The sequence below is a fragment of the [Bacteroides] pectinophilus genome (assembly GCA_025146925.1).
Taxonomy (GTDB): Bacteria; Bacillota; Clostridia; order Lachnospirales; family Lachnospiraceae; genus Bacteroides_F; species Bacteroides_F pectinophilus.
In genome coordinates, this window is sequence record CP102260.1 from 1608176 (window position 1) to 1632081 (window position 23906).

26 protein-coding genes are annotated in these 23906 nt (G+C 43.0%); 1 reads left to right on the forward strand and 25 read right to left on the reverse strand.

The annotated features are described in order from the left end of the window. Nucleotides 1–45: 45 nt before the first annotated feature. The 4 genes from NQ488_07505 to spo0A all read right to left on the reverse strand — a co-directional run bounded on the left by NQ488_07505 (nucleotide 46) and on the right by spo0A (nucleotide 4123). Nucleotides 46–549: a transcription elongation factor GreA gene (locus tag NQ488_07505; protein ID UWN94446.1), complete on the reverse strand. Its 504-nt coding sequence runs from the start codon at nucleotides 547–549 to the stop codon at nucleotides 46–48. Between the two features lie 100 nt (nucleotides 550–649). Beyond that, a complete protein-coding gene (gene glgA, locus NQ488_07510) occupies nucleotides 650–2086 on the reverse strand; it encodes a glycogen synthase GlgA (protein ID UWN94447.1) in 1437 nt (478 codons plus the stop codon). Nucleotides 2087–2109: 23 nt separating this feature from the next. Continuing rightward, complete coding sequence (locus NQ488_07515) at nucleotides 2110–3120, reverse strand: NlpC/P60 family protein (protein ID UWN94448.1); 1011 nt, start codon at nucleotides 3118–3120, stop codon at nucleotides 2110–2112. 154 nt (nucleotides 3121–3274) lie between these two features. After that, nucleotides 3275–4123, reverse strand: a complete 849-nt coding sequence (gene spo0A, locus NQ488_07520; GenBank protein UWN94449.1) for a sporulation transcription factor Spo0A — start codon at nucleotides 4121–4123, stop codon at nucleotides 3275–3277. Nucleotides 4124–4300: 177 nt separating this feature from the next. On the opposite strand from spo0A, the gene spoIVB reads away from it, so the two are divergent. Further along, nucleotides 4301–5608: a SpoIVB peptidase gene (gene spoIVB / locus NQ488_07525; protein UWN94450.1), complete on the forward strand. Its 1308-nt coding sequence runs from the start codon at nucleotides 4301–4303 to the stop codon at nucleotides 5606–5608. A gap of 17 nt (nucleotides 5609–5625) precedes the next feature. Here spoIVB and recN read toward each other — a convergent pair whose 3' ends face one another. The 21 genes from recN to NQ488_07630 form a co-directional block, all read right to left on the reverse strand. Beyond that, entirely contained in the window at nucleotides 5626–7299 is a 1674-nt protein-coding gene (gene recN, locus NQ488_07530) for a DNA repair protein RecN (protein ID UWN94451.1), read from the reverse strand. 10 nt (nucleotides 7300–7309) lie between these two features. After that, nucleotides 7310–7762, reverse strand: a complete 453-nt coding sequence (gene argR / locus NQ488_07535) for an arginine repressor (protein ID UWN94452.1) — start codon at nucleotides 7760–7762, stop codon at nucleotides 7310–7312. Between the two features lie 29 nt (nucleotides 7763–7791). Then, nucleotides 7792–8649, reverse strand: a complete 858-nt coding sequence (locus tag NQ488_07540; protein UWN94453.1) for an NAD(+)/NADH kinase — start codon at nucleotides 8647–8649, stop codon at nucleotides 7792–7794. Between the two features lie 72 nt (nucleotides 8650–8721). After that, nucleotides 8722–9522 (reverse strand): TlyA family RNA methyltransferase, encoded by an 801-nt coding sequence (locus NQ488_07545; GenBank protein ID UWN94454.1) that lies wholly within the window; start codon nucleotides 9520–9522, stop codon nucleotides 8722–8724. Nucleotides 9523–9559: 37 nt separating this feature from the next. Beyond that, nucleotides 9560–11437, reverse strand: a complete 1878-nt coding sequence (gene dxs / locus NQ488_07550) for a 1-deoxy-D-xylulose-5-phosphate synthase (protein ID UWN94455.1) — start codon at nucleotides 11435–11437, stop codon at nucleotides 9560–9562. Nucleotides 11438–11464: 27 nt separating this feature from the next. Further along, nucleotides 11465–12367 carry a polyprenyl synthetase family protein gene (locus tag NQ488_07555; protein UWN94456.1) on the reverse strand — a complete coding sequence of 301 codons (903 nt, stop codon included), beginning with the start codon at nucleotides 12365–12367 and terminating at the stop codon, nucleotides 11465–11467. Next, on the reverse strand, nucleotides 12357–12566 hold the full coding sequence (xseB, locus tag NQ488_07560) for an exodeoxyribonuclease VII small subunit (protein ID UWN94457.1): 210 nt from the start codon (nucleotides 12564–12566) through the stop codon (nucleotides 12357–12359). The genes NQ488_07555 and xseB overlap by 11 nt, the downstream gene beginning before the upstream one ends. 3 nt (nucleotides 12567–12569) lie before the next feature. Further along, on the reverse strand, nucleotides 12570–13784 hold the full coding sequence (gene xseA, locus NQ488_07565) for an exodeoxyribonuclease VII large subunit (protein UWN94458.1): 1215 nt from the start codon (nucleotides 13782–13784) through the stop codon (nucleotides 12570–12572). After that, nucleotides 13781–14176, reverse strand: a complete 396-nt coding sequence (gene nusB, locus NQ488_07570; protein ID UWN94459.1) for a transcription antitermination factor NusB — start codon at nucleotides 14174–14176, stop codon at nucleotides 13781–13783. Before nusB ends, xseA begins: the two co-directional genes overlap by 4 nt. 127 nt (nucleotides 14177–14303) lie before the next feature. Beyond that, complete coding sequence (locus NQ488_07575; GenBank protein UWN94460.1) at nucleotides 14304–14696, reverse strand: Asp23/Gls24 family envelope stress response protein; 393 nt, start codon at nucleotides 14694–14696, stop codon at nucleotides 14304–14306. 63 nt (nucleotides 14697–14759) lie between these two features. Then, nucleotides 14760–15350 (reverse strand): SpoIIIAH-like family protein, encoded by a 591-nt coding sequence (locus NQ488_07580; protein UWN94461.1) that lies wholly within the window; start codon nucleotides 15348–15350, stop codon nucleotides 14760–14762. A gap of 35 nt (nucleotides 15351–15385) precedes the next feature. After that, a complete protein-coding gene (locus tag NQ488_07585; GenBank protein UWN94462.1) occupies nucleotides 15386–15970 on the reverse strand; it encodes a stage III sporulation protein AG in 585 nt (194 codons plus the stop codon). Between the two features lie 49 nt (nucleotides 15971–16019). Next, on the reverse strand, nucleotides 16020–16601 hold the full coding sequence (locus NQ488_07590) for a stage III sporulation protein AF (protein ID UWN94463.1): 582 nt from the start codon (nucleotides 16599–16601) through the stop codon (nucleotides 16020–16022). A 2-nt stretch (nucleotides 16602–16603) separates the two neighbouring features. Then, nucleotides 16604–17653, reverse strand: a complete 1050-nt coding sequence (locus NQ488_07595; GenBank protein UWN94464.1) for a stage III sporulation protein AE — start codon at nucleotides 17651–17653, stop codon at nucleotides 16604–16606. Continuing rightward, nucleotides 17650–18033 (reverse strand): stage III sporulation protein AD, encoded by a 384-nt coding sequence (locus NQ488_07600; GenBank protein UWN94465.1) that lies wholly within the window; start codon nucleotides 18031–18033, stop codon nucleotides 17650–17652. Before NQ488_07600 ends, NQ488_07595 begins: the two co-directional genes overlap by 4 nt. Before the next feature lie 34 nt (nucleotides 18034–18067). Beyond that, nucleotides 18068–18262 carry a stage III sporulation protein AC gene (gene spoIIIAC / locus NQ488_07605; GenBank protein ID UWN94466.1) on the reverse strand — a complete coding sequence of 65 codons (195 nt, stop codon included), beginning with the start codon at nucleotides 18260–18262 and terminating at the stop codon, nucleotides 18068–18070. 27 nt (nucleotides 18263–18289) lie between these two features. Then, nucleotides 18290–18823, reverse strand: a complete 534-nt coding sequence (locus NQ488_07610; GenBank protein UWN94467.1) for a stage III sporulation protein AB — start codon at nucleotides 18821–18823, stop codon at nucleotides 18290–18292. Beyond that, the gene (gene spoIIIAA, locus NQ488_07615; GenBank protein ID UWN94468.1) at nucleotides 18820–19719 is read right to left on the reverse strand and encodes a stage III sporulation protein AA; all 900 of its coding nucleotides are present in this window, start codon (nucleotides 19717–19719) and stop codon (nucleotides 18820–18822) included. The genes NQ488_07610 and spoIIIAA overlap by 4 nt, the downstream gene beginning before the upstream one ends. A 60-nt stretch (nucleotides 19720–19779) precedes the next feature. Next, the gene (locus tag NQ488_07620; protein ID UWN94469.1) at nucleotides 19780–21246 is read right to left on the reverse strand and encodes an aminoacyl-histidine dipeptidase; all 1467 of its coding nucleotides are present in this window, start codon (nucleotides 21244–21246) and stop codon (nucleotides 19780–19782) included. Between the two features lie 173 nt (nucleotides 21247–21419). Continuing rightward, a complete protein-coding gene (locus NQ488_07625) occupies nucleotides 21420–22712 on the reverse strand; it encodes a hypothetical protein (protein ID UWN94470.1) in 1293 nt (430 codons plus the stop codon). A gap of 5 nt (nucleotides 22713–22717) precedes the next feature. Continuing rightward, complete coding sequence (locus NQ488_07630) at nucleotides 22718–23893, reverse strand: hypothetical protein (protein ID UWN94471.1); 1176 nt, start codon at nucleotides 23891–23893, stop codon at nucleotides 22718–22720. Between the last annotated feature and the right edge of the window lie 13 nt (nucleotides 23894–23906).

Consider the following 23906-nt stretch of genomic DNA (forward strand, 5'->3'; position numbering starts at 1 on the left):
ATGCATCTCCCATTCCGGCTTACATTCATTATCATCCGGTTCATTCTAAAAGCTTTTAAGCGGATCGCTTCCGTCATCGACCGTATTCTCTATCTTCCTGATTACAACATAATATCCCGCTTTGTCATTAATTTTTACATAGGCCCTGTCGCCAGCTTTATGTCCCATGAGGGCACTTCCAAGCGGTGAATCAATACTGATGAGATTCCTGAGGGAATTGCTTCTCACAGTTGTAACAATCTTATATGTATCCTCCTCATCATCCTCCTCAAAATATACCGTAATCGTATTGTTAAGTCCGACCTCGTCATCATTGGATTCATCTGATATAACCTTTGCCGTCTTAATCATTCTTTCCAGATATCTTATTCTGCCCTCATTCTTATTCTTGTCACGCTTCGCCGCATAGTACTCAAAGTTCTCACTAAGGTCGCCCTGCGCACGTGCATCCTTAACCGCTTCAATCGCATCCTTACGGACAACAAGCTTACGGTACTCTATCTCCTCTTCCATCTTCTTAATATCCTTGGCAGTCAGTTCATCATACATATATCCGTCCTCCATTCCGCATACAAATCAATAACCAAAATTCGGACAGGCTCATCAAAGCCTGCCCGAAGCAATTAAATATAATAATCTTCAGATTCTGTTACATTGACTTATAAAGCTCTTCATATTCCTTAGCCGACTTGCTCCATGAGAAATCAGCCTGCATTGCACGGTCAACAATCTTATTCCATTCGCGCTTATGACCGTAATACACACTCTTGGCATAATTGAATACTCCAAGCATCTCATGCGCATTGTAGTTAGCAAACGAGAAGCCCGTACCTGTGCCTTCATACTCATTATACGGTGCAACAGTGTCCTTAAGTCCGCCTGTCTCACGTACTATAGGCACCGTTCCGTATCTTAAGCTCATAAGCTGGCTGAGTCCGCACGGTTCAAACAGCGACGGCATAAGGAACGCATCACATGATGCATATATACGGTGTGACATCTCTTCAGAATAATAGATATTGGCAGATACTCTGTTACCATACTTCCAGTCATAATGACGGAACATATTCTCATACTTTTCTTCGCCCGTACCAAGAATTACAAACTGCACATCCTCAGCGCAGAGCTGATCCATAACGCACGCAATGAGATCAAATCCTTTCTGGTCTGTAAGTCTTGAGACAATACCCACAAGGAACTTATTCCTGTCAACTTCAAGTCCAAGATCCTTCTGAAGTGCAACCTTATTCTTCCACTTCTCCTTGCGGAATGTAACCTGATTGTAATTAGCTGTTATTGCTGTATCCGTCTCAGGATTATACGTCTCATAATCTATGCCGTTAACAATTCCTGACAGGACATTGGAACGTGCTCTCATAAGACCGTCAAGCTTCTCACCGTAGAACGGTGTCATAATCTCCTGTGCATATGTAGAACTTACCGTAGTAACACGGTCAGCATATGTAATTCCGCCCTTGAGATAATTAGCATCACCATAAGCTTCAAGCTTGTCCGATGTAAAATAATACTTGTCAAGTCCGGTAATATCCATTGTCTTCTTAAGATCCCACACACCCTGGAACTTAAGATTATGTATTGTAATTACAGTCTTAATATTGCTGTAATACTCTCCGCTGTTGAATCTGTCCTTAAGATATACAGGAATAAGCCCTGTCTGCCAGTCATGGCAGTGAATGATATCCGGTTTGAACCCAATTACAGGAATTGCAGATAAAGCCGCCTGACAGAAGAATGCAAACTTCTCAATATCTTCATGTATGTAGCTGTAAGGCTTAGGACCTCCGAAATAGAATTCATTATCTATAAAATAGAACTTTACGCCCTGATATTCCATCATAAATACTCCAACGTACTGTGAGCGCCATGCAAGATTAATATAAAAATGATCCAGATATGTCATCTGACTCTTATATTCTTCCTTGATGCACACATACTTAGGAAGTATAACTCTTACGTCAAACTCATCCTTATTAAAATACTTAGGCAGTGAACCGACAACATCTGCAAGTCCTCCTGTCTTGATGAATGGAACTCCTTCTGATGCAATGAACAGAATATTCTTCATGTAAGTATCCCCCTGTCTTAATATTACCAGTATCTCCTGATACCTGTTATTGTCATAATATTTGCTGATGCAACCTTAACGACATCTCCCGGTACGGAAGCATGTATTATCTGGCCTCCTCCTATATATATTGCAACATGGCCCGGATAACATATAATATCTCCCGGAAGCGCATTGGAAAGATTCGTGCCTACATTCTGACCTCCATATGCCTGTGCACCGCTTGAACGTGACAGCCCGATTCCAAACTGTCCAAATACATATGATGTATAGCCTGAACAGTCAAATCCTCCCGGTGCTGCTCCACCACTTCTGTATGGTGTTCCAAGATATTCGTATGCCTTCCTTACTATCGCTGCGCCAACCGATGTATCACCTGTTGATACATAAGTACTCTTAACCGAAGAAGCACTTGCTGCAGCACTTCTCGCCGCAGCTGCAGCAACAGCCCTGCTTAACTGAGAATCAAAATCCTTCACCTTCTTCTCAGATTCCTGAATAGTCGTATAAAGAAGTGACTGCTTGCTGGTAAGGTCATCCTGTGATGCCTGAAGAGTCTTCTGCTCTTTTTCAAGCTGTGCCTTCTGTTCCCTTATAGATTCAGAAGTACTGACCATCTCGTCAAGCTTGCCCCTGTCGTAATCATACACCTGCTGCATATATTCAGCCTTGTTAAGGACCTGGCTCATATCCTCTGCAGTAACCAGAGTCTCAACAAGTGAAGCGCTCTGATCTTCGTACATATACTTAATCCGCAGCTTCATGTCCCTGTACTGCTGCTTCTGAGTCTCCTCGGACTGCGCAAGCTGCTTTGAAACCTCATCTATTCTGGCTGCTGATTCAGCCATCTGTGTCTCAAGGTCATCCATCTGCACAAGAAGATATGAAAGTTCATTCTGGAGCTGGTCAACCTCATTCTGTGCCTGCTGCTTCTTCTTGTTAAGATCTGACACATCATCTGCGAATACTGTCATGACTGTCATGCTTGTTATCAGCATAACTGCCGCTGTTGTCTTAAAAAATTTACGAAACATATTGTATCAATTACCTCTTTAGAAACAATTTTTGCGTCTATGCGCAAATACGGAATGCACAAAAAATATGTGCCGGCATGCATATTAATGCCGTGAAGCCTGAATACATGCTTATTGGTACATTATAGTATATGTTGCGCAAATATTCAACCTTTCATTTTATGCCATATTCAAGCCTTAATTTATCCGATATGAGAGCAATGAACTCGGAATTAGTCGGCTTTCCTTTTCCGGTATTTATTGTATAACCAAACATTGAATTAAGTGTGTCCGTATTGCCGCGGTTCCACGCAACTTCGATTGCATGCCTTATTGCCCTCTCAACACGGCTTGGTGTTGTCTGGTATTTTTTGGCGATATCAGGATAGAGTATCTTGGTTATACTGTTTATGATGTCACTGTCATTGACAGCCATTATTATTGCATCCCTCAAGTACTGATATCCCTTTATATGCGCCGGTATTCCTATGTCATGGATTATGCATGTAACATCATTTTCCATGTTGCCCGTAACTGAATATGAATCCCGCGGCCTGCCGTTGTGCTTTACGGATGGTGTACCTGATATCCGGCTCTCTCCCGATATCCCGGTATGTACAGGATGCTTTGGCGCGTTGCCGTTGACTGCCTGCCACAGGTCATGCAGCCTTCTTACAAGAGCATGATTATCAAACGGCTTCATAAGATAATAGTCCGCCCCAAGTCCGAATGCCGACTCCGTCATACTCTCGTGTCCGACAGCACTAATAATTATAAATGCCGGATGTTTTTTGAGTGAAGTATCACGGCTTACCTGTTCCATTACCCCAAGTCCGTCCATCTTTGGCATTATCATATCAAGCAGGACTACATCCGGCTCCTTATCACGTATCATCTCAAGTGTCTGTGCACCGTTTCTCGCTGTACCTACAAGATTAAAATCTTCGTCGTTTTCAATAATGCTGCTTAACATACATACAACCGCATCGTTATCATCCGCAACCGCAATGTTGAGATTCTTCATAAAATTTCCCCCATATCTGATTTTCTGACAACATTGATTATACGTTCTCAAAATGTCTGCTGCAACAAGTGTATAATGCAGTATTCGACAAAACAATTTCCTTTATGTTGTGACATATTGCCAGTTTTTTTAACGCATTGCAGGCACATAATAACACCAAAAGGAGGTTATATTGTCATGCATAATTCATCTTCACGCCTGCATAGAAGCAGGCATTTACTATACAAAGTATTATTTATACTGACAGCCGCCATTTCAGTATATGCTGCCGCATTCACATTATCCGCATCAGTGTCAGACAGACTTCCTGCGACTATATGCCTGCGTGAAAACGAAAGCAAGACAATAGATTTTGACATCCCCATGACAGCCAGCATGGAGATAATGCAGAGTTCATCTGTCAGCAATGTATCTGTCCGGAATGTAAAAGCAGTTAATTTTCATGAACCGGTGTCATTTATTGCCGGTGAGGCCGGTGAATACCACATTAACGTCAAATTGATGGGACTATTTAATATTAAGACCGTCCATGTTAATGTCCTGTCAAAAAGCTCTCTTATTCCATGTGGTTTCCCTGTTGGAATATATCTTAAGACCGACGGAGTACTCATCGCGGGCACAACAGAATTCACAGACATTAATGGTCAGACTGTCATGCCATGTGCCGGTCTTGTAAAAACCGGCGATTATATAGTAAGTGTGAACGATTCAGCCATAACTTCAAAATCAGAATTCATGAGCTGCGTTAATTTATGTAACGGTTCTCCTCTTGTTCTCGGAATAAGGCGCAGTTCGCCTGCAGGCACAGATACCGTATACGTTCAGATTACACCGCAAAAAGATACCAAAGGGGAATATAAGACAGGAATATGGGTAAAAGACGATTCGCAGGGAATAGGCACCCTGACCTATATAGCACCGGACAGCAGCTTTGGTGCACTCGGGCATCCGATAAGTGACACCGACTCCGGCTGCATGCTTGCAATCAGAAGCGGTGCGCTGTACAATGCAAGGATTCTGTCCATTGCAAAGGGGCAGCGTGGTAAACCCGGGGAATTCATCGGTTCAATTAATTACAACGAATCAAACCGTATAGGAAACATTACAGATAACCGCAATAATGGCATATATGGATTTATCGACAGTTCAGATACACTTATATCTCAATACGGATTAAAACAGATGGACATAAGCTTCAAGGAAGATATAGAAAAAGGAGAAGCATTCATACAGACATTTGTATCCGGCAGATGCGAATTATACAGAATAAGCATTGATGATATCAGTTATAATGACAGCAGCAACCGTAACATAACATTCAGTGTTACAGACAAAAACCTTCTTGATATTACCAACGGAATTGTGCAGGGAATGAGCGGCTCGCCAATTATCCAGAACGACCGGATAATCGGCGCCGTCACTCATGTGTTTGTAGACGATTCTACATGCGGATATGGAATATTTATTGAAAATATGCTTAACTGAAGCAGCCGGCACTGCTATCAGCGGTGCACGGCACTCCGCATCTCACTTGCATTAGCCATGACAGCTTCAGTAAGTTCACTTCCGCCCAGAAGCCTTGCAAGTTCGCACACGCTTTCCTGTTCGTTAAGCCTCTTTATTGTTGTTGTAGTTCTGTTATCGGAAGCGGACTTTTCAATCATAAAATGTGTATCCGCCATAGCTGCAATCTGTGGAAGATGCGTAATACAGATTACCTGGTGCGACGCTGCAATGGAATGCATCTTAACAGCTACCATCTGTGCAGTACGCCCGCTTATTCCGGTATCAATCTCATCAAATATAAGACTGTCAATATCATCTTTTTCTGCCAGTGCAGACTTAATTGCAAGCATGATTCTTGACATCTCGCCGCCGGATGCAATCTTTGCGAGCGGCTTGAGGTCTTCACCCGGATTAGTTGCTATCATAAAGCAGATAGAATCATATCCGTTGGCTGTAACCGATGATCTTCTTGTGAATACAGCTTTAAACCTGCTGTCAAGGAAATTAAGTTCCTTAAGTGCAAGCGCTATGTCCGATTCAAGTCCCAAGGCAGCCTTTTTCCTGCACTCACTGAGACTTCCGCACATCTCATTCAGTATTACAAGTACTCTGTCAAGTTCAGACTTAAGTTCAGACTTTCTCTCATCAAAGTTCTCATACTCATCAAGCTTTCTTCTGCATTCTTTGCCGTAAGAATTAACTTTTTCAATTGTATTACCATACTTCATCTTAAGTCCGTTAATAAGGTCAAGGCGTTCCCGCGTCTCCTCATACACAGCTTCGTCAAAATCAAGACTGTCCATGTAAGATGTAAGATCCCTGCCGAAATCCTGTGTAAGCGAGTCAATCTCTGCAAGCAGCGTATGCAGGCCTGATGCTTTCCCATCAAGTGCCGCAACCGTCTCCATGCATCTTAAGCTCCGTCCGATGAGCGTTCCTGCCGTATCTTCTTCGCCTTCGTTCATCATCGTATTAATACCTGCAAGCTCACCCATTATCTTCTGGAAATTACTCATTCTTCTGAATGTGCTCTCAAGCTCTTCATCTTCTCCCGGCTTAAGTGCGGCATCTTCAATCTCCTGCACTTCATGAGCAAGGAAAGCCGTCTCACGGTTTCTCGCTTCATCATCAATATCAAACTCAGCATATGCTTTTCTGAGTCTGTCATACTCTGCATATGCCGAAGCAAGCTCTGCCTTAATCCTGCGCGCATCATCATCAAGGAACCTGTCAACAAGCTCAAGATGTCTCTCTTCGTCAAGCAGTGACTGATGTTCATGCTGCCCGTGAATATCAATGAGCAGCGATGCCATTTTCCTTACAAATGCAGCAGTGACCGTAACCCCATTGACCTTGATAACGCTTCTTGACGGCATTATCCTGCGTGATATTATGACATCACCTCCGTCACAGTCTTCAACTCCCAGCTCCTTAAGGCACTTTAACCTGTTATCATCATCAACGTGAAATGTAAGCTCTGCGAGTGCATACTCCGCCCCCTTACGGATTATGTCAGCAGATACTTTGCCTCCGAGTGCAGCATTGACCGACCCTATAATAATTGATTTACCTGCACCGGTCTCTCCCGTAAGGATAGTAAGTCCTCCGGTAAGATCAATGTCAGCTTCCTCGATAAGTGCCATATTGCGGACATGAAGATTGACCAGCATTGAATCCCCCCTATCTTTGTATTATGCGTTTTAACTTGTCCATTACTTTGAAAGTATCATCAACAGTGCGGATTGCACACATGATAGTATCGTCTCCGGCGATACATCCTACGATCTCGTTCCAGTCCATTGCATCAAGTGCTGCCGCTACAGCCATTGCCATTCCTGAAACAGTCTTTATGACAAGGATATTCTGGGCCATGTCCATTGAGACAAAGCCCTCCTTAAGAACACGAATGAATTTGTCATTCTTCTGAACGTCAGTTATCGGTGAAGCACTGTATCTTTGCTTTTCACCGTCACTTCCAACCTTGAACAGACGTAACTCCCTTATATCACGTGAAACCGTCGCCTGCGTAACACTGAATCCTGCAAGCTCAAGTTCTTTTGCAAGCTCTTCCTGTGTACATACAGGCTTATTGCGTATTATCTCAAGAATCTTCTGGTGTCTCTCTGACTTCATTACACTCTCCAAATCTATAACATATATAATTAATTATTCATCTTTCTTCTTACAATCTGAAGAAAACTCTGCTTTGTCGTCTTTATAAGGCGCACCTTGTTCTCCAGCTTTGTGATTACAAGCTTATCACCCGTTATCATCTTGCAGAACAGCTCGCCGTCAAATGAAGCCACTCTTTCCTCTTCAAGTCCTTTGTTATCGCTCATCTCAATGACTATTGAATTGTCCGCTCCGAGTACTATACTTCTCTTATTAAGTGTATGCGGGCATATCGGAGTTATCATTATTATCTCGGCATTAGGCTGTACAATAGGACCGCCTGCTGACAGACTGTATGCCGTTGAGCCTGTTGCTGTAGATACAATCACACCGTCAGCCGAATAAGAATTGAGATATTCAGCGTTGACAAAGACATCAAAATCTATTACACGGAGAATTCCGTTACGGTTAATCGTTATATCATTAAGAGCCGTATTCTCATAGATAAGCTCTCCATTGCGATATACATTGCCCTTGAGCATCATTCTTGTATCAAATTCATACTCGCCGCGTATTATTGCCCCAAGCGCTGTATACAGATCTTCTTTTTCTATATCCGTAAGGAAGCCCAATGTTCCTATGTTAACACCAAGAAGCGGTATATCCCTAAGGTGCAGATCCCTTGCAGCCTGTATGAGCGTACCATCACCACCAAGGACGATAACACACTCCACATCCTGCGGAATCAGATCCGCATTGGTATAACGGTACTTAGTATATGTAAGATCTTCCGAAGCATCCTGACACGCACAGTTCATTCCGAGACTCTTCAGATAATTCATTACCTCATGGGTAAATGAATAATCAGGATCTTTTGCCTTATTCGTAATAATGTAGAAATTCTTCATTCTTTAACCACCCACAATATATAGCATCATAATCGGGGCTTCTGCCCCAGCATCTATCAGTCTATAAATAATTTACAACACTTCATGTGCTTTTTCAACTATTTCATCAATGTTAATGTCCGGTGCATCATACACACCATCCATATGTTTCTGAAGGTGCATAAGATACTCAATATTACCCTCAGGTCCCTTCACAGGTGAAAAGTCAAGATTAAGCACTTCATAATGATTATCAATTGCAAACTGCATCACGCGTTCAATAACCTCCCTGTGAACGGCTTTATCACGCACAACACCATGCTTTCCGACCTGCTCACGCCCCGCCTCAAACTGCGGCTTTATAAGACATACCACCTGTCCGTCATCAGTAAGAAGATTATATACAGGCACAAGTACTTTTGTAAGCGAGATAAATGATACATCTATGCTTGCAAACCTGATTCTGTCTGCAATATCATCAGGCGTGACATATCTTATATTGGTCTTTTCCATGACAACAACGCGTTCGTCCTGACGGAGCTTCCATGCAAGCTGTCCGTTGCCTACATCAACAGAATATACCTTAACGGCACCATTCTGCAACATGCAGTCTGTGAAGCCACCCGTAGATGAGCCGACATCCATGCATACCTTGCCTTCAAGCGTAACATCAAAATTATTCATCGCTTTCTCAAGCTTAAGTCCTCCGCGGCTTACATATCTGAGTGTGCTGCCTCTTACCTCAATGGATACACTCTCATCAAACTTCTGACCGCATTTGTCCTCTTTGCTGCCGTCAACATAGACTATGCCTGACATAATAATGGCCTGCGCCTTGCTTCTTGTCTCGCTTAAGCCTCTGTTAACCATAAGTACGTCTAATCTTTCTTTCATCGCAAAACCTCATATCATATATCTTATATCTTCAGCTTCATCCGTTATTCTTCATATCTGCTATAGTTTCCATAATCCTGTCAAACACAGCCTCAGCATCAATTCCTGCTTCATGCTTAAGAATATCAACATTGCCATGTTCTATATAATCATCAGGAAGCGCAATACCCAATGTTCTTATATTAAGACCATTCATCTGTGTATATCTGCTTACTGCCTCTCCGAACCCGCCTGTATATACATTCTCTTCCAGAGTAACAAGCAGCTCATGCTCATCAGCAATATCACATATCATATCTTCATCGATTGGTTTAACAAACCTTGCATTAACTATGGTTGCATCTATATTATATTCCTTAAGACGTTCACCTGTCGTAAGTGCTGTCTCCATCATATTGCCAACTGCCATCAGGCATATATGGCTTCCTTCATGAATAAGTTCGCTCTTACCGTATTCTATCGGCTGGGCGTATTCTGAAAGCCCGGTATATGCACACCCTCTCGGATACCGTATTGCTATCGGTCCGTAAAAATGTTCCAGAGCGAACTCAAGTGCATTTTCAAGCTCCCATCCGTTCTTAGGTGCTATTATAGTCATATTGGGAATTACCGACAGGAATGACAGGTCAAATATTCCCTGATGCGTCTCTCCGTCACTTCCCACAAGTCCTGCCCTGTCTATTGCAAACACAACATGGAGCTGCTGCATACATACATCATGAAGTATCTGGTCGAATGCTCTCTGAAGGAATGATGAATATACCGCAAATACCGGTTTCATTCCGCCTGCTGCAAGTCCCGCCGAGAATGTAACCGCATGTTCTTCTGCAATCCCGACATCAAAAAACCTGTCCGGAAACCATTTTTTGAACTTGTCAAGTCCCGTTCCATCCGGCATGGCCGCAGTTATAGCAACGACCGATCTGTCATTCTTTGCTATATCACATATCTTTCTTGAAAATACAGCCGAATAGCTCTCGCCCTTTCCAACCGACAGTGATTTCCCAGTCTTTATGTCAAACGGTCCTATTCCGTGAAACCTGCTCGGATTCTTCTCCGCAGGTGCATAGCCATGACCTTTCTGCGTAACAACATGGACAAGAACAGGTGAATCTACTCTCTTTGCTATGTTAAATATCTTAATAAGCTTGTGTATGTTATGCCCGTCAACAGGTCCGAGATACTGTATTCCCATATCTTCAAATATCTGCCCCGGCACTATAAACTGCTTTATATTGCTTTTTGTCTTTTTAATCTTCTCTACAAGTGCGTCACCGTTAGGAAGCTTGTGAAGAGTATTCTTGACATCCTCCTTAAGGTCATAATAAGAATATGAAGAACGCACGTCATCGAGAATTCTTGATATACCGCCTACATTCTCGGATATGGACATCGAATTGTCATTAAGGACTATAATAAAATTCTTCTTAAGAGATGATGCATTATTAAGTGCTTCATATGCCATTCCTCCGGTGAGCGCGCCATCTCCTATGACAGATATAACGTGGTAATCTTCACCTGTTATATTGCGTGCGCTTGCATATCCGAGACCTGCCGATATTGACGTTGAACTGTGTCCTGTGTCAAATGCATCATAATTGCTTTCATTACGCTTAGGGAAGCCGCTCATGCCGCCATATTTGCGGAGCTTGTTGAACTGATTCTTGCGTCCGGTCAGAATCTTATGCGTATATGACTGATGCCCCACATCCCATATAAGCTTGTCCGTCGGAAGGTCGAATACAATGTGCAATGCCATTGTAAGCTCGACAACACCGAGATTGGATGCCAGATGACCTCCCGTCTTACTTATGCTGTCGATAAGGAACTGGCGTATCTCCTGTGCAAGCTGCTCATATTCTTCAGGATCTATTCTTTTGATGTCATTAGGTTTGTTTATCTTATCAAGAATCATATTAACCCTCATTCTTGCCTTTTACTATTAATTGTTACGGTGTATCATGTACTTCACGAGGTCTGTAAGGAAGCCTTCACCGCCTATACTGCATATGATATCAACTGCTTCATTGGAAAGCTCTGCAACATCCGATACTGCCTTGTCCATTCCGTAGAGTGTAACATATGTCGTTTTGTTATTCTTCTCGTCACTTAATACCGGCTTGCCTATGACTTCTGCGTCTCCTGTAACATCAAGAATGTCATCCTGTATCTGGAATGCAACTCCGACAAGGTCTCCCGCTTTCTCAAGCTTTGCAGTAACCTCATCTGGAGCGCCTGCAAGTATTGCCCCCGCCATAAATGCTGCTTCAATAAGTGCACCTGTCTTAAGCCTGAAAATGTAATCAAGCTGTCCGGCATTCATCGGCATGCCCGTGAGCTTCACATCAAGTGTCTGCCCGCCAACCATGCCATATATTCCTGCCTTTCCTGCAATCACCGACGCTGCACGTATACTGCGTTCCCTGTACGTATCAGTCATATCACATGCTGCCCTCAGCATAGTCTCGTAAGCATAATTAAGAAGCGCATCACCGGCAAGAATCCCCATATCTTCGCCGAATGCCGCATGCGTTGTAAGTTGGCCTCTTCTGTACATGTCATTGTCCATTGCCGGAAGATCGTCATGTACAAGCGAATACGTATGTATGAACTCAAGTGCCGCCATAAACGGATGAAGGACCTGCGCTGCACATTCTTCACTGCCCCCGCACAGCTTATATGCCTCAGACATAATAAGCGGACGTATACGCTTGCCTCCTGCCATAACACTGTAATTCATGGCTTTCTCAACTTCACATGACATAGTATCTTCCGCCGGGAGAAAGCCTTTTATAATATCATTAATTGCTTCTGCTTTGTTATTAAGCATATCTTTAAACTGCATCTGAATCACCCTTGTCTTCATCAAGCACTATTATCTGTTTTTCGACCTTATCAAGCTGCTGGTTACAGCTTTTGATAAGCTTCATGCCCTCGTTATATTTTTTAAATGAGTCATCAAGTGAAAGCGCACCGCTCTCAAGCTGTGATATTATCTCGTCAAGCTTTGCAAATGATTCCTCAACAGTTGCTGCTTTCGCCATCTGCTAACTCCTTTCATTACTGTCAGCTGCTGAAACTTCCGTTACACATGCCGATATAATTCCGTCAGTAACATTAACCCTGATATTATTGCCGGGACTGACATCGCCGATACTCCTCACAGGACGCCCGACATCATCTTCAACATATGCATATCCGCCTTTAAGCGCCGTAAGCGGAGACAGCCCATGAAGCTTCTCTGCCTTAATTGCAAGTTCATGCCTCTTAAGTGTCACAACCGACTTGATTGCCCTGTTAAGCCTGTCCTCATAATCAGCTGTAATCTGTCTGTTTTCATTAAGCTTTGACTCCGGACTCAGATACTTAAGCTTTGCTGCTCTTTGTTCAAGCATCATGCGCATACGCTCAAGCTTATAATTCATTGCACTGTTAAGTCCGGACCTGTACTGTTCTATCGCTCCTTCAATTCCGGTAATGTCCGCAACTGCAAGTTCTGCCGCAGCTGATGGTGTAGGTGCCCTCATATCTGCAACAAAATCAGCAATTGTAAAATCAGTCTCATGTCCTACCGCTGATATAATCGGTGTAGCTGCGTCAAATATTGCCCTTGCCACACATTCCTCATTGAACGCCCACAGATCTTCAATCGAACCGCCTCCACGTCCCGCTATTATTACATCAAGCCCCATGGAATCAAGCCTGCGTATTCCTTTTACAATGCTGTACTTTGCTTCATCCCCCTGGACTGTTGCAGGATACAGTATAAGCTGAACATACGGATTACGTCTCCTTGATATATTAATAATATCCTGGATTGCAGCTCCTGTTGAAGCCGTAACTATTCCTATCTTCCTTGCAAATGCCGGAATCGGCTTTTTATATTCCTGCGCAAACATTCCCATCTCTTCAAGTTCTGCCTTCAGCTGCTCGAACCTTCTGTAAAGATCTCCCATACCGGCAGCCTCTACAGAATTAACATAGAGCTGGTATCTTCCGTCACGTTCATATATATCAATTCTTCCGGACACATTAACCTTCATGCCGTTCTCAAGCCTGAACCCGACATTCTTCGCATTCCCCGCAAAAAGGACAGCCGCAATAGTGCCGGTCTCATCCTTAAGTGTAAAATATATATGACCTGACGTATGATATTTGCAATTGGAAATCTCGCCCCGGACAATTACCTTATTAAGGACAAAATCCTGCCGGAACATATTCTTTATATATAAATTAATCTGTCCGACTGTATAGGCTCTCATAAAAGCTTGGCCAGTATTCCGTTAACAAATGCCGGTGATGTGTCACCGCCGTATACCTTTGCAAGTTCTACTGCCTCATTAATTGCTACATTAGCCGGAATATCATCATCATAAAGCAGCTCATATACTGCAAGTCTTAGAATTGTGAGTTCAACCTTACCCATTCTCTCAAGCTTCCATCCTTCTGATACGGATTCAAGCTTTTTATCAATCTCAGGAAGCAGTTCTACTATGGCAGATACTCTCTTCTCCATATATCCGCGCTCTTCATCAGTTATATTGTCTATCGTATCAAGATAGAGTCCGTCCTGACTTGAAATTTCCGAAGAGTCATGGAACTCAACACGGAAAAGCATTGAAAAAATGTGCTTTCTGATAGTATGTCTTGTCATCTTAATCTCCATTCCCGCGCATCTGCTGCGCTGTTATTTGTCATTACTTCCTGTCACTTATATTATCGCAAAAAGGACCGCTTCACCCAATATGCGTGCAGCAGTCCCTTTAATACATTACTTAATATTAATCGTTCTTGTCAATGTCCACGCCTGCAATTCTGACATTGACGTCTGTTACATCAAGTCCCGTCATTGTCTCGATTGCTGATTTTACTCTGTCCTGTACCTTCGCACATACATCAGGAATTCCATAACCGTACTTAAGGTGAAGTGTAAGGTCAACACTCACGCTGGATTCACTTACGAATACCTTAACGCCTTTTGAAAGGCTCTTCATACCAAGTCTGCTGACAATCTCATTAGTAATATTGCCTGCCATCGATGATACGCCATCCACTTCTGTTGCCGCAAGTCCTGCAATAATTGCTACAACTTCATCTGCAACGCGTACCTCTCCGATGTTCACACTCTCATGTATTGTATATGATGTTCCTTTATCTTCAAATTCCTTAGTCATTCCAATACCTCCTCACACGGATATTATATACTTTTCATAATGTACTTATTATACTAGCAAATTCTAATTATTGCAAATACTAATTGTAATACGGTCCGCAGATACGCCTGATTTTCTTTTGACAATATCTTCTATCTGTGCTTTTTCACTCTCTGTAAGAGATGTTCGGTTCACAACGACATCTGCGCTTCCGTCAGATATGGATACCACGGAATCCGCAAAGCCCTTTGCCTCAAGGAGAAGTTCTGCTGCCATCTCCTTCTCCGCATAATCCGCAATTGCCGATATCTGCTTTACTGCCGTCTGACGTGCCGATTCGGAAAGCTTTTCATTATTCACTATTTCAAGAAGACTCTCCTTATTCTTGGCACGTATCTGTTCTCTGTTAAGCTTCGCCTCATTTATAATGCTTCCGGTAACCGTAGAGGATGTGAGCACTGCTGTTCCCGGCTCAACTATCGAATCATCCTCTATAACATCCGTATCCCGGTTCTTACTTATATCATCTGCTGAGACAGTCTTTGCTCCCGCACCTTTTGCGTCAAGCATCTCTCTGAGATTGCCGGAATAATTAATGTACCCGGCAACAGCAATCATAACTGCAAGCGCTGTTATAATAACCTGATTCTTACCAATAGACTTCTTCAATTTCATTACATCTCCTTTAGAACTTATTATGTTCGTCAATTCTATTTATTCATTCTGAGCACCTGAATCCTATGTACAGGAACATTAAGCAGAGCCTGCGCCGCTGCCGTTATGGATGATACCACCTCCGGATTATCTGCTCCCTGCGCTATAACGACAACTCCCTGTGCCTGTGGCTTTTTTTCCTGAATGACGTAAGGACTGTCCGTCCCCTGCTTTCCGTCTGTCAGATAACTCTTTGACGCAGAATACTCACGCGTATCTCTTGTTCCCCCGCTGCTGTCAGTTTCCTTAACCGTATTTTCCGACACACTTCCTTCTTCCGCCAGTACCTTTTCAGATGTCTCCTGAAATGTAATCATCACCTTCACCTTTCCGGCTCCGCTGATACTCCCGATAAATTCTTCAAGACGTTTCTCCGTGTATTCCTCATAATCATATACTCCACCCTGCGCCTCATATTCCGTACCATCAGAAGCACCTTTGGACGAAGCTGTTTTGTTCTGCGGAACAAATCCCAGCACAAGAAGAATCAGCGCTGCAATTATGAGAATGAATTTTTTCATTCCTATATTTTTAAGAATATTCTCTTTTATCTGATTTAATGATAACTTTTCATATTTCATACAAATCCCCCATTTTTGCAGGCACCGCAGACAGCTGTTTTATGGCATCTTAAGTTTGTACGCATGCCACGGTTACCTTTTCACTCTCAATGCCAAACTGTGACGATATATATTCCCTGAGTTCTTCACACTCTTTGTCAGCCAACGGCACATCGGATTTTTTGTTTATATTAATACTTTCAACTTTGATTGTATCATTTCTGCATTGCGACACCGTCGTATATACAGACTGTATTTTCCCGAAATCCGGGCTGTCTTTATCCAGGCAGATGTCTATCTTACAATCCTGTACATAAAGTGCATATTCCCATGCCTTTGTATCAATCATTTTTTTGAGTTCATCCATATACGGTTCTACAACTGTATTGCCGTCAATGCCTGCTGCCATAGTCCACATCTTCATGTCTGATGTATAAGCATTGCCAAGTTCCCCTGCAAGTGATGATGCCAGGTCAAATCTGCTTCCCGCAAGCGATATCAACGGTTCCGCCACAATTAATGCAAGTATTATGCCTGCAAACATTTTTACATGTTTCCTGCACGTCTTACCCGGTATCACAGCGACAAATATATCCGTCATTATGTAGAATATTACTATGCGCCGAACCCATTCCATTATGCTTTCAGTCATTGTCACGCTCCGTTTCCGGCAGGATTAGTCGATATACATATTATTGCAATTATAATAAATACGGTTGCAAGCGAACTTGCAACGAGTGACAGCATAAGCCGCATGGCATCAGCAAATCCCGTTATCATCTCAGCAAATTCCCTGCCGCACATTGGCTGCGTAAATGCCCCAACACATCTGTACGTCACCGTAAACATGGCAAGCTTTGCAACCGGGGCAGCGCATATTGTAACTATGACAATAAGTGACGCTGCACCCATCCCGTTTTTTATCAGTGCGCCTGCACCAAGAAGTACTGATGAAAGTGTGCTTACTCCGCCGCCAATCCCCGGTATCAGCCCTACCGCCCGCGTAAGAACACCCCTGTTCACTCCGTCTGCCATCGGTGCCACCATGCCCTGAATCAGATTTATTCCGATAACGGCTGCCATCGAGCTTTTTATTATCCATTTCAGGACCGTCATAATAAGTCCCGCTATTTTATCAAGTCCTCCTCCGGTTATCGCATCCGCAGCCATAATCATTACATATATGCTGCCTCCCGTTATGACCACATCCGAAAAGACATAATTAAGCACAAGCACCGCAAGCATAACGCCTTCCGAGAAAGCCGCTGCACTAAAATTGCCGCTGCATAACGCTACGCATGAAAGATATGCCGGCATAAGCATCTTAATAAATCCTGTGACACTTGCCAGCACGTCATATGCAATCCCGGCAGTACACGTATATGCTGCAGCCATAACAGTTACCGCTGCTATCCTTGACAGCTTTTTTCCGGTATCTGATACTGATGAATCTGCAAATACTGATGCAAAATTGGTGAAGAGTGCGGTAAACACTGCGATAATAAGTATCTGGCAGATACCCGTGACATTTTCTCTCAGTTCTGCGGTTGCTGCAATAACAATCCGGTTCCACAGCTGCGGAAGTGAATCAGCCACGCCGTTGCTTATGATGCTTCTCACAAGTGTTTCAAAATCAAGCCCGTCCACCTGTGTGTCGACAGATGACAGATTATATTTTTCAAGTACATCTAATACAGACTTCATAATGCAAGACACCTCTCTATCGAATCAACAAGTGCCATAATAACCGGCATTCCCGCTGCTATAACTGACAGCTTTCCAAACATCTCAACCTGCCCTGCTATGGCGTTGTAACCGCAGTCTTTGCATATTCCCGATGTTATTTCTGCAATATATGCAATCCCGGCCATCTTAAGCAGTATACTTATGTATTCCGATTTGATTTCCGTAAGCTTCTGCAGCCGTTCAAGAAGCTGGACAATCGTCTCTATACGTGCAATGCAGCATGCTGCAACTATTATTCCGGCACACAGCGGTACGAATATTGCAAACTCTGATTTTATCTGCCTGAGCATAAGTGCCACAATACATGCCCCCACTGCTGCCAGTGCAATTCTAAGCATACTCCGCCTCCTGTTCTGATAACTTTAAACCCAGTCAGAGTGAAAAAAGTTTTTTAATTGTTTCAAACAGATCATATATGTAAGGAACAATCCATAAAAGCACAAGCAAAAGCCCTGCCAGACTTACAAGGAATGCCTGCTCGTCCCTGCCGCTGTGTTTGAGCACCTGATTGATGACTGATACCAGAATACCGACCGCCGCTATTTTAAATATAAAATTTATATCCATCACAGACTCCATTTTTAACTAATCATTTTATATAAGGATTATGCATACAAATGCACCACATGCAATACTCAGCGTCTTCGCTGCACGGCACTGATTGTCCACATGTGCTGCCGCATCGGATATCTGTGTTTCAAGCACTGACATATACAGGCGGATTGAATCTGTCTGCATCTGTGCATTAAGATAGCCAAGGCTTTTTCCGAAGTTGTACAATTCTGCAATATCCGTATCTGTAAGATGCAGACTTCCTTCATGCCTATTTACGCAGCTGTCCCATATGTCAGATGCACGTTCCCCTTGTGCCTGACTTACAAGGCGCGACATATCCGCAAACATTTCCGATATCTCCTTATCAATACATCTTGCTGATGCCGCCTCAAAGCACTCAGCAAGTGCTGATGATGAATACGCAATCTCATTGTTAAGAATCATCATGCACCTTCGCAATGCATCAAGCTCAAGAAGTCTTTTTCTGTAACCGCAGGCAATCTGTCTGCCTGTAAGTACGGCTGATGCCATAACCAGCGCCATTCCACATATTTTCAAAAAAATATGTATCACAGAACCACCTCCTCTTCGATGCTTCCCGCGCCGCTGCTTCTTCCAAGCGTCACTATTCTTTTAAATACATTCATTGCAAGGAGTTCTGCAAACTGCGGCTTCTGCCTGAGCTCATCTGCATTATATGCGTGTGCCGTAGCTATAATGGAACATCCGCAGTTCATGACATATCTGACTGCTTCTATGTCATCCGGTGTGGCAATCTCATCAACCGCAATAACGCGGGGTGACATTGAACGTACAAGCATTACCATGCCTTCTGCTTTGGGGCAGCAGTCGAGCACATCCGTTCTTATGCCAAGATCATTCTGCGGTCTTCCGTTGTAACATGCTGCTATCTCTGAGCGTTCATCAACGACCCCTACCGTCTGGCCTTCATAGTAGCTGTTTCCATTGGATATCTGCCTTATAAGATCGCGCAGCATCGTCGTCTTGCCGCATCCGGGCGGTGATATGATAAGTGTATTTTCTATTTGGGTACTGTTATGAATAAAACCATAGACAGATGCAGCACAGCCCCTTATCTGATGTGCCACACGTATATTAAAAAATGAGATGTGCTTTATCGTTTTTATTTTGCCGTCCTGCATGACCATCTTACCGGCTAGTCCTACCCGGTGTCCGCCCGGAATCGTTATAAATCCCTGGCGTATATCATCCTCATATGCATACAGTGAGTGATTGCTTATAAGCTCTAACGCTTCTCTCATATCCTCAGGCGTTACAATGCACTGCTCCATAAGAATCTCAGTATTATCATATCTCAGTATCAGTGGCATACCTGTGCGAAGATGTACCTCTTCCAACCTGTCATATGATATCTGCTGTCTCAATATTGTGCTTCTGACATTCTGTGGAAGCACTTTTGTTATTTCGGAAATTCTGTGATTGTCCATATGTCCCTCCCGTTCTTTTTAGCATTATATGAACGGGAGAGCTATGGTATTACATGAAATTTAAAGACGTTTAAGAACTTCAAGAAGATAATCCCAGGTTCTCTTTGCAGACGCAATATCGAGTCTTTCCTGAGGTGTATGGATATCAAGTATATCCGGTCCGAATGACACGCAGTCCAGACCTCCTGCCTTTGCTGAGAGTATTCCGCATTCTACTCCCGCATGTATTGATTCTACTTTCATATCCCTGCCAAACATGTCATGATATGTCTCAATCATGCACTGCCTGAGCTTTGAATCAGCTGCATACTCCCATGCCGGATATCTTGCAGATATCTCACATTCTGCGCCGAATGCACCGGCAACACACTGCATCTTCGTCTCAAGATAATCAAGTGAAGATTCTTTTGAACTTCTGAGAAGATATCCTAGTTCAAGCCTGCCATCAGAATAATTCATCACACCAAGATTAAGTGATGTTTCAACCATACCCGGCATATCATGACTCATTGCGATGACTCCGTACGGAAGTGCCGTGATAAATGATGCAATACGCTGTGTCTGCCCTGCCTGTGTAACTGTCCCGTACTGTTCCGTCAGACCATTGTTATCAAGCTTCTCCAGTCTTACAGATAATCCATGGTCAGTACTTCTGTATTCATCCTTTATAATCTGTGTGAATTCATTCAGCGTGCCCTGAATCTTTGCGTTTTCCCCTGCATCGCAGCATACAACTGCCTGTGACGATGTAGGAATCGCATTGTCCTTGCGTCCGCCGCTAAGTTCTGCAATGCCTGTATCTGCATCCCCGGCAAGCATCAGAAGAAGCCTTGCCATAAGAACATCGGCATTAGCACGCCCTTTGTCTATCTCGCATCCTGAGTGTCCGCCGGTAAGACCGTCAATCGTTATTCTGTAAAATACGTCGCTCTCATCAGGCTTATGCGTGCCTGCATCAAGCGTGCACGATACATGGCTTCCTCCGGCACAGCTTGTAAGTATACAGCCTTCTTCCTCAGAATCTATATTAAGCAGCATATGTCCCTTAAGCATTGAGATATCAATGCCGCCTGCGCCCTCCATGCCGGTCTCCTCACTTACAGTGAACACAACCTCAAGACGCGGATGGCTTATACTGTCAGATGCAAGTATTGCAAGTGCATATGCAACCGCAATACCGTCATCTCCTCCAAGCGTTGTACCTGTTGCATGAAGAAATCCATTATCTATAGCCAGTTTAAGTCCATCTTTTCTGAAATCTATCTCTGTGTCAGCCGTCTTCTCACAGACCATATCAAGATGTCCCTGAATTATCACAGGTTCATGGTCCTCATAGCCTTCTGATGCCTCTTTTATTATAATGACATTATAAAGGTCGTCCTGATAGTATTCCAAGCCGTGTTCTTTTGCAAAACTGACGCAGTAATCACTAAGCTGCTTTTCATTATATGAGTCATGTGGGATTGAACATATCTTCTCAAAATATTCAAAAACCACTTTCGGTTCAAGTCCTTCTGTTACTCTCATAATAATCTCCATTCCGCAGGCACAATGTGCCGGAGGAATCGCGAGCCAAATGTCAGATTTGGCTCTGCGATAAATGCTATTTGTGGCGCCTGCAGCACAAATAGCTGTGTGAAAAATCAGATATCAATCTGTATTTTTCACACTAATCTCCATTCCGCAGGCACAAAGTGCTCTTAACTAAAGAGCGCCCTAAGTATGATAAATATAAATACTATGATAAATATTATCGTCCCCGACTTTCCCTCTGACTTCCTGCCGTTTTTTGGTTTCATCATAGTCATAGGTGCAGGCCGGTGATATTCATCGTGCCCCTTTGTAAAATCATCTTCATCTATAATAGTCTGCAGAATTCCGGGTGAAATTATACCCTGAGGAATTATCTCACCCTTAAAACTGTTGGACTTCATCAGCCTTATAAGCTCGCCTGTAGTTCTGTCATACATTGGATGCGTATCCGGCACTCTTGTCCTGTCAATAATATATTCCCATACAGCCGGGTACAGGTCATCTATATTCTTAAGTGTATTGGTAAGCTTCAACGTGAATGCAGCCTGCCTTAAAAGATGCATATACTCAGGTTTGTTGAGCAGATATCTCCATGCTGACATATTATTCTTTGTAATGTCATGTGTATAGACACGTTCAAACTGTCTGAAGAAATCTGCTGATTTATCTGATACGACACTGTCATCCTGTTCCGACATATATCTTGCAAGCGCCTTGTCCTTATAAGTACTGTTCTGCATCTGCTGATGCTGTTCAGGTACTGATGTACGCTGTTCAGGTATTTTTGAACATTGTTCAGGTATTTTTGAACATTGTTCAGGTATTTTTGAACATTGTTCAGGTATTTTTGAACATTGTTCAGGTATTATGGTACGCTGTTCAGGCATTACGGTACGCTGTTCAGGCATTGTGATGCGTTGCACCTGCGCCATAACAGGTTCGGCACCATAGAATACATCCTGCTTAACTCCGCCATACTTCTGCAGATTGGCAATAAGCTTTTTATTCTGGGCCGCAAAACCATATACCTTAAAATGCTCAATAAGATATTTCCATATATTATCATCAAGTCCGCTTACATTACTCATGTAACTGTCAAACTCTGTGATAAATGAATCAGTCCTCTGTAATGTCCTGTAATCGGAATCATCAATAACACTCTTCCATACCGCGTGTGAATTCTTAAGTTCACCGGAACATATATTGCCGATTATTATCATGAACTCATCAAGATATCTGTCATCGTTAAAATTAAAATCGAGATCCTCAGCCCTCTTTCCGTCCTTAACCGCAATCATTCTGGCTGCTTCCCTGAGTGCTTCCTTATATGTAACATACAGCCTTCTGTAGTCCGACGGATTGCGTTCCGGATTTATGCTGATAACCTGCTTTGTAAATGCTTCATTTATCGTTTTATAATCATCACACGGCTCAATTTTGAGCATTTTCCAATCTGTCATACTGTCTACCCCTCATTATCCGGTACAATCACCTTCGTTCCGCTTATTCCAAACACCTCTGTTGTTATAGTAGAAGATGTTCCGTCAAGCGTCTTCCATTCTATCTCCCATCCGTCAGAATCAAATCCTTCTGTTCTTATAAGTGAAGCAAGAACATCATACGGCATATTGGAACAGTATTTTACATGTTCGCCGAATGCCAGCTTAGTAAAATCAATATTCTCCGGATCCTTCACGTGGCATGCCACAAAATAATTGACATCTGTACCTGTTATATCTTTAAGTGCCTGCGGTATATAATTATAATCCCCAAGCATAAGATAAGCTATCGGTTCCCTGCCTCCGGTACCGTCAGTCTTAATATTAACAAGATACTGTGACGGTATTGTCGTTACAACGGCTTTTTTGGCATTCATGTCTATCGTAATGACCTTATTAACTTCACTCTCGCCAAATGACTCTATGTCATCCGCAGACTTTGCAGCCGCAACATAGAACGAGAATACACTGTTGTCTTTTGGTGCGGTCCACGCAGATATATCGCTTTCAAGCTCATAGCTGTTAAGTATTCTTGTACGTGTATTAAACTCAGGATATACTTTCTGCATTACAGGTCTGAACGCCTCATTAAAAATGATTGCGCCCACCTTGCCTGAAAGCAGTGCATCAACAGTATCCTTTACAGTCTCATATCCTTTAAGTGCCGGACGGAACTGTGCATCTTTAGTAAGCTCAATAACTGCACGGTCTGTGAGTGAAACATCTGTTGACTCATTATATCCGTATATAAATGAATATGTCGACGAAAGTGCTTTTGCATCATTCTCCATAAGTACAAGTACCGAAAATGTGTCCTTCTGTTTCGACACACCGCTGCCTCCGCTTATTACAGCCGCTGTATTATTGGAAAATATCATCAGCATAATCGCTACAGCTGCCACAATTACCGTACATACATAGCCCGTTTTGTGGAATCTGATAATTCCAGCCACAAAAGCTGCAATCACGGCAGCTGTCAGTACAGCCGCCAGTGTTGCATACATTCTTAATGGAATTATGCCAAGTCTGCATATCCTTACAGTCATAAATGCAATCGCTGCAAGCGCAGCGATACTAAGCACAATCTGTATGGTTATGCCTGATTTCTTCTTTGATGCTTTTTTTGATTTATTATCTGCCATATTCCACCTGCTG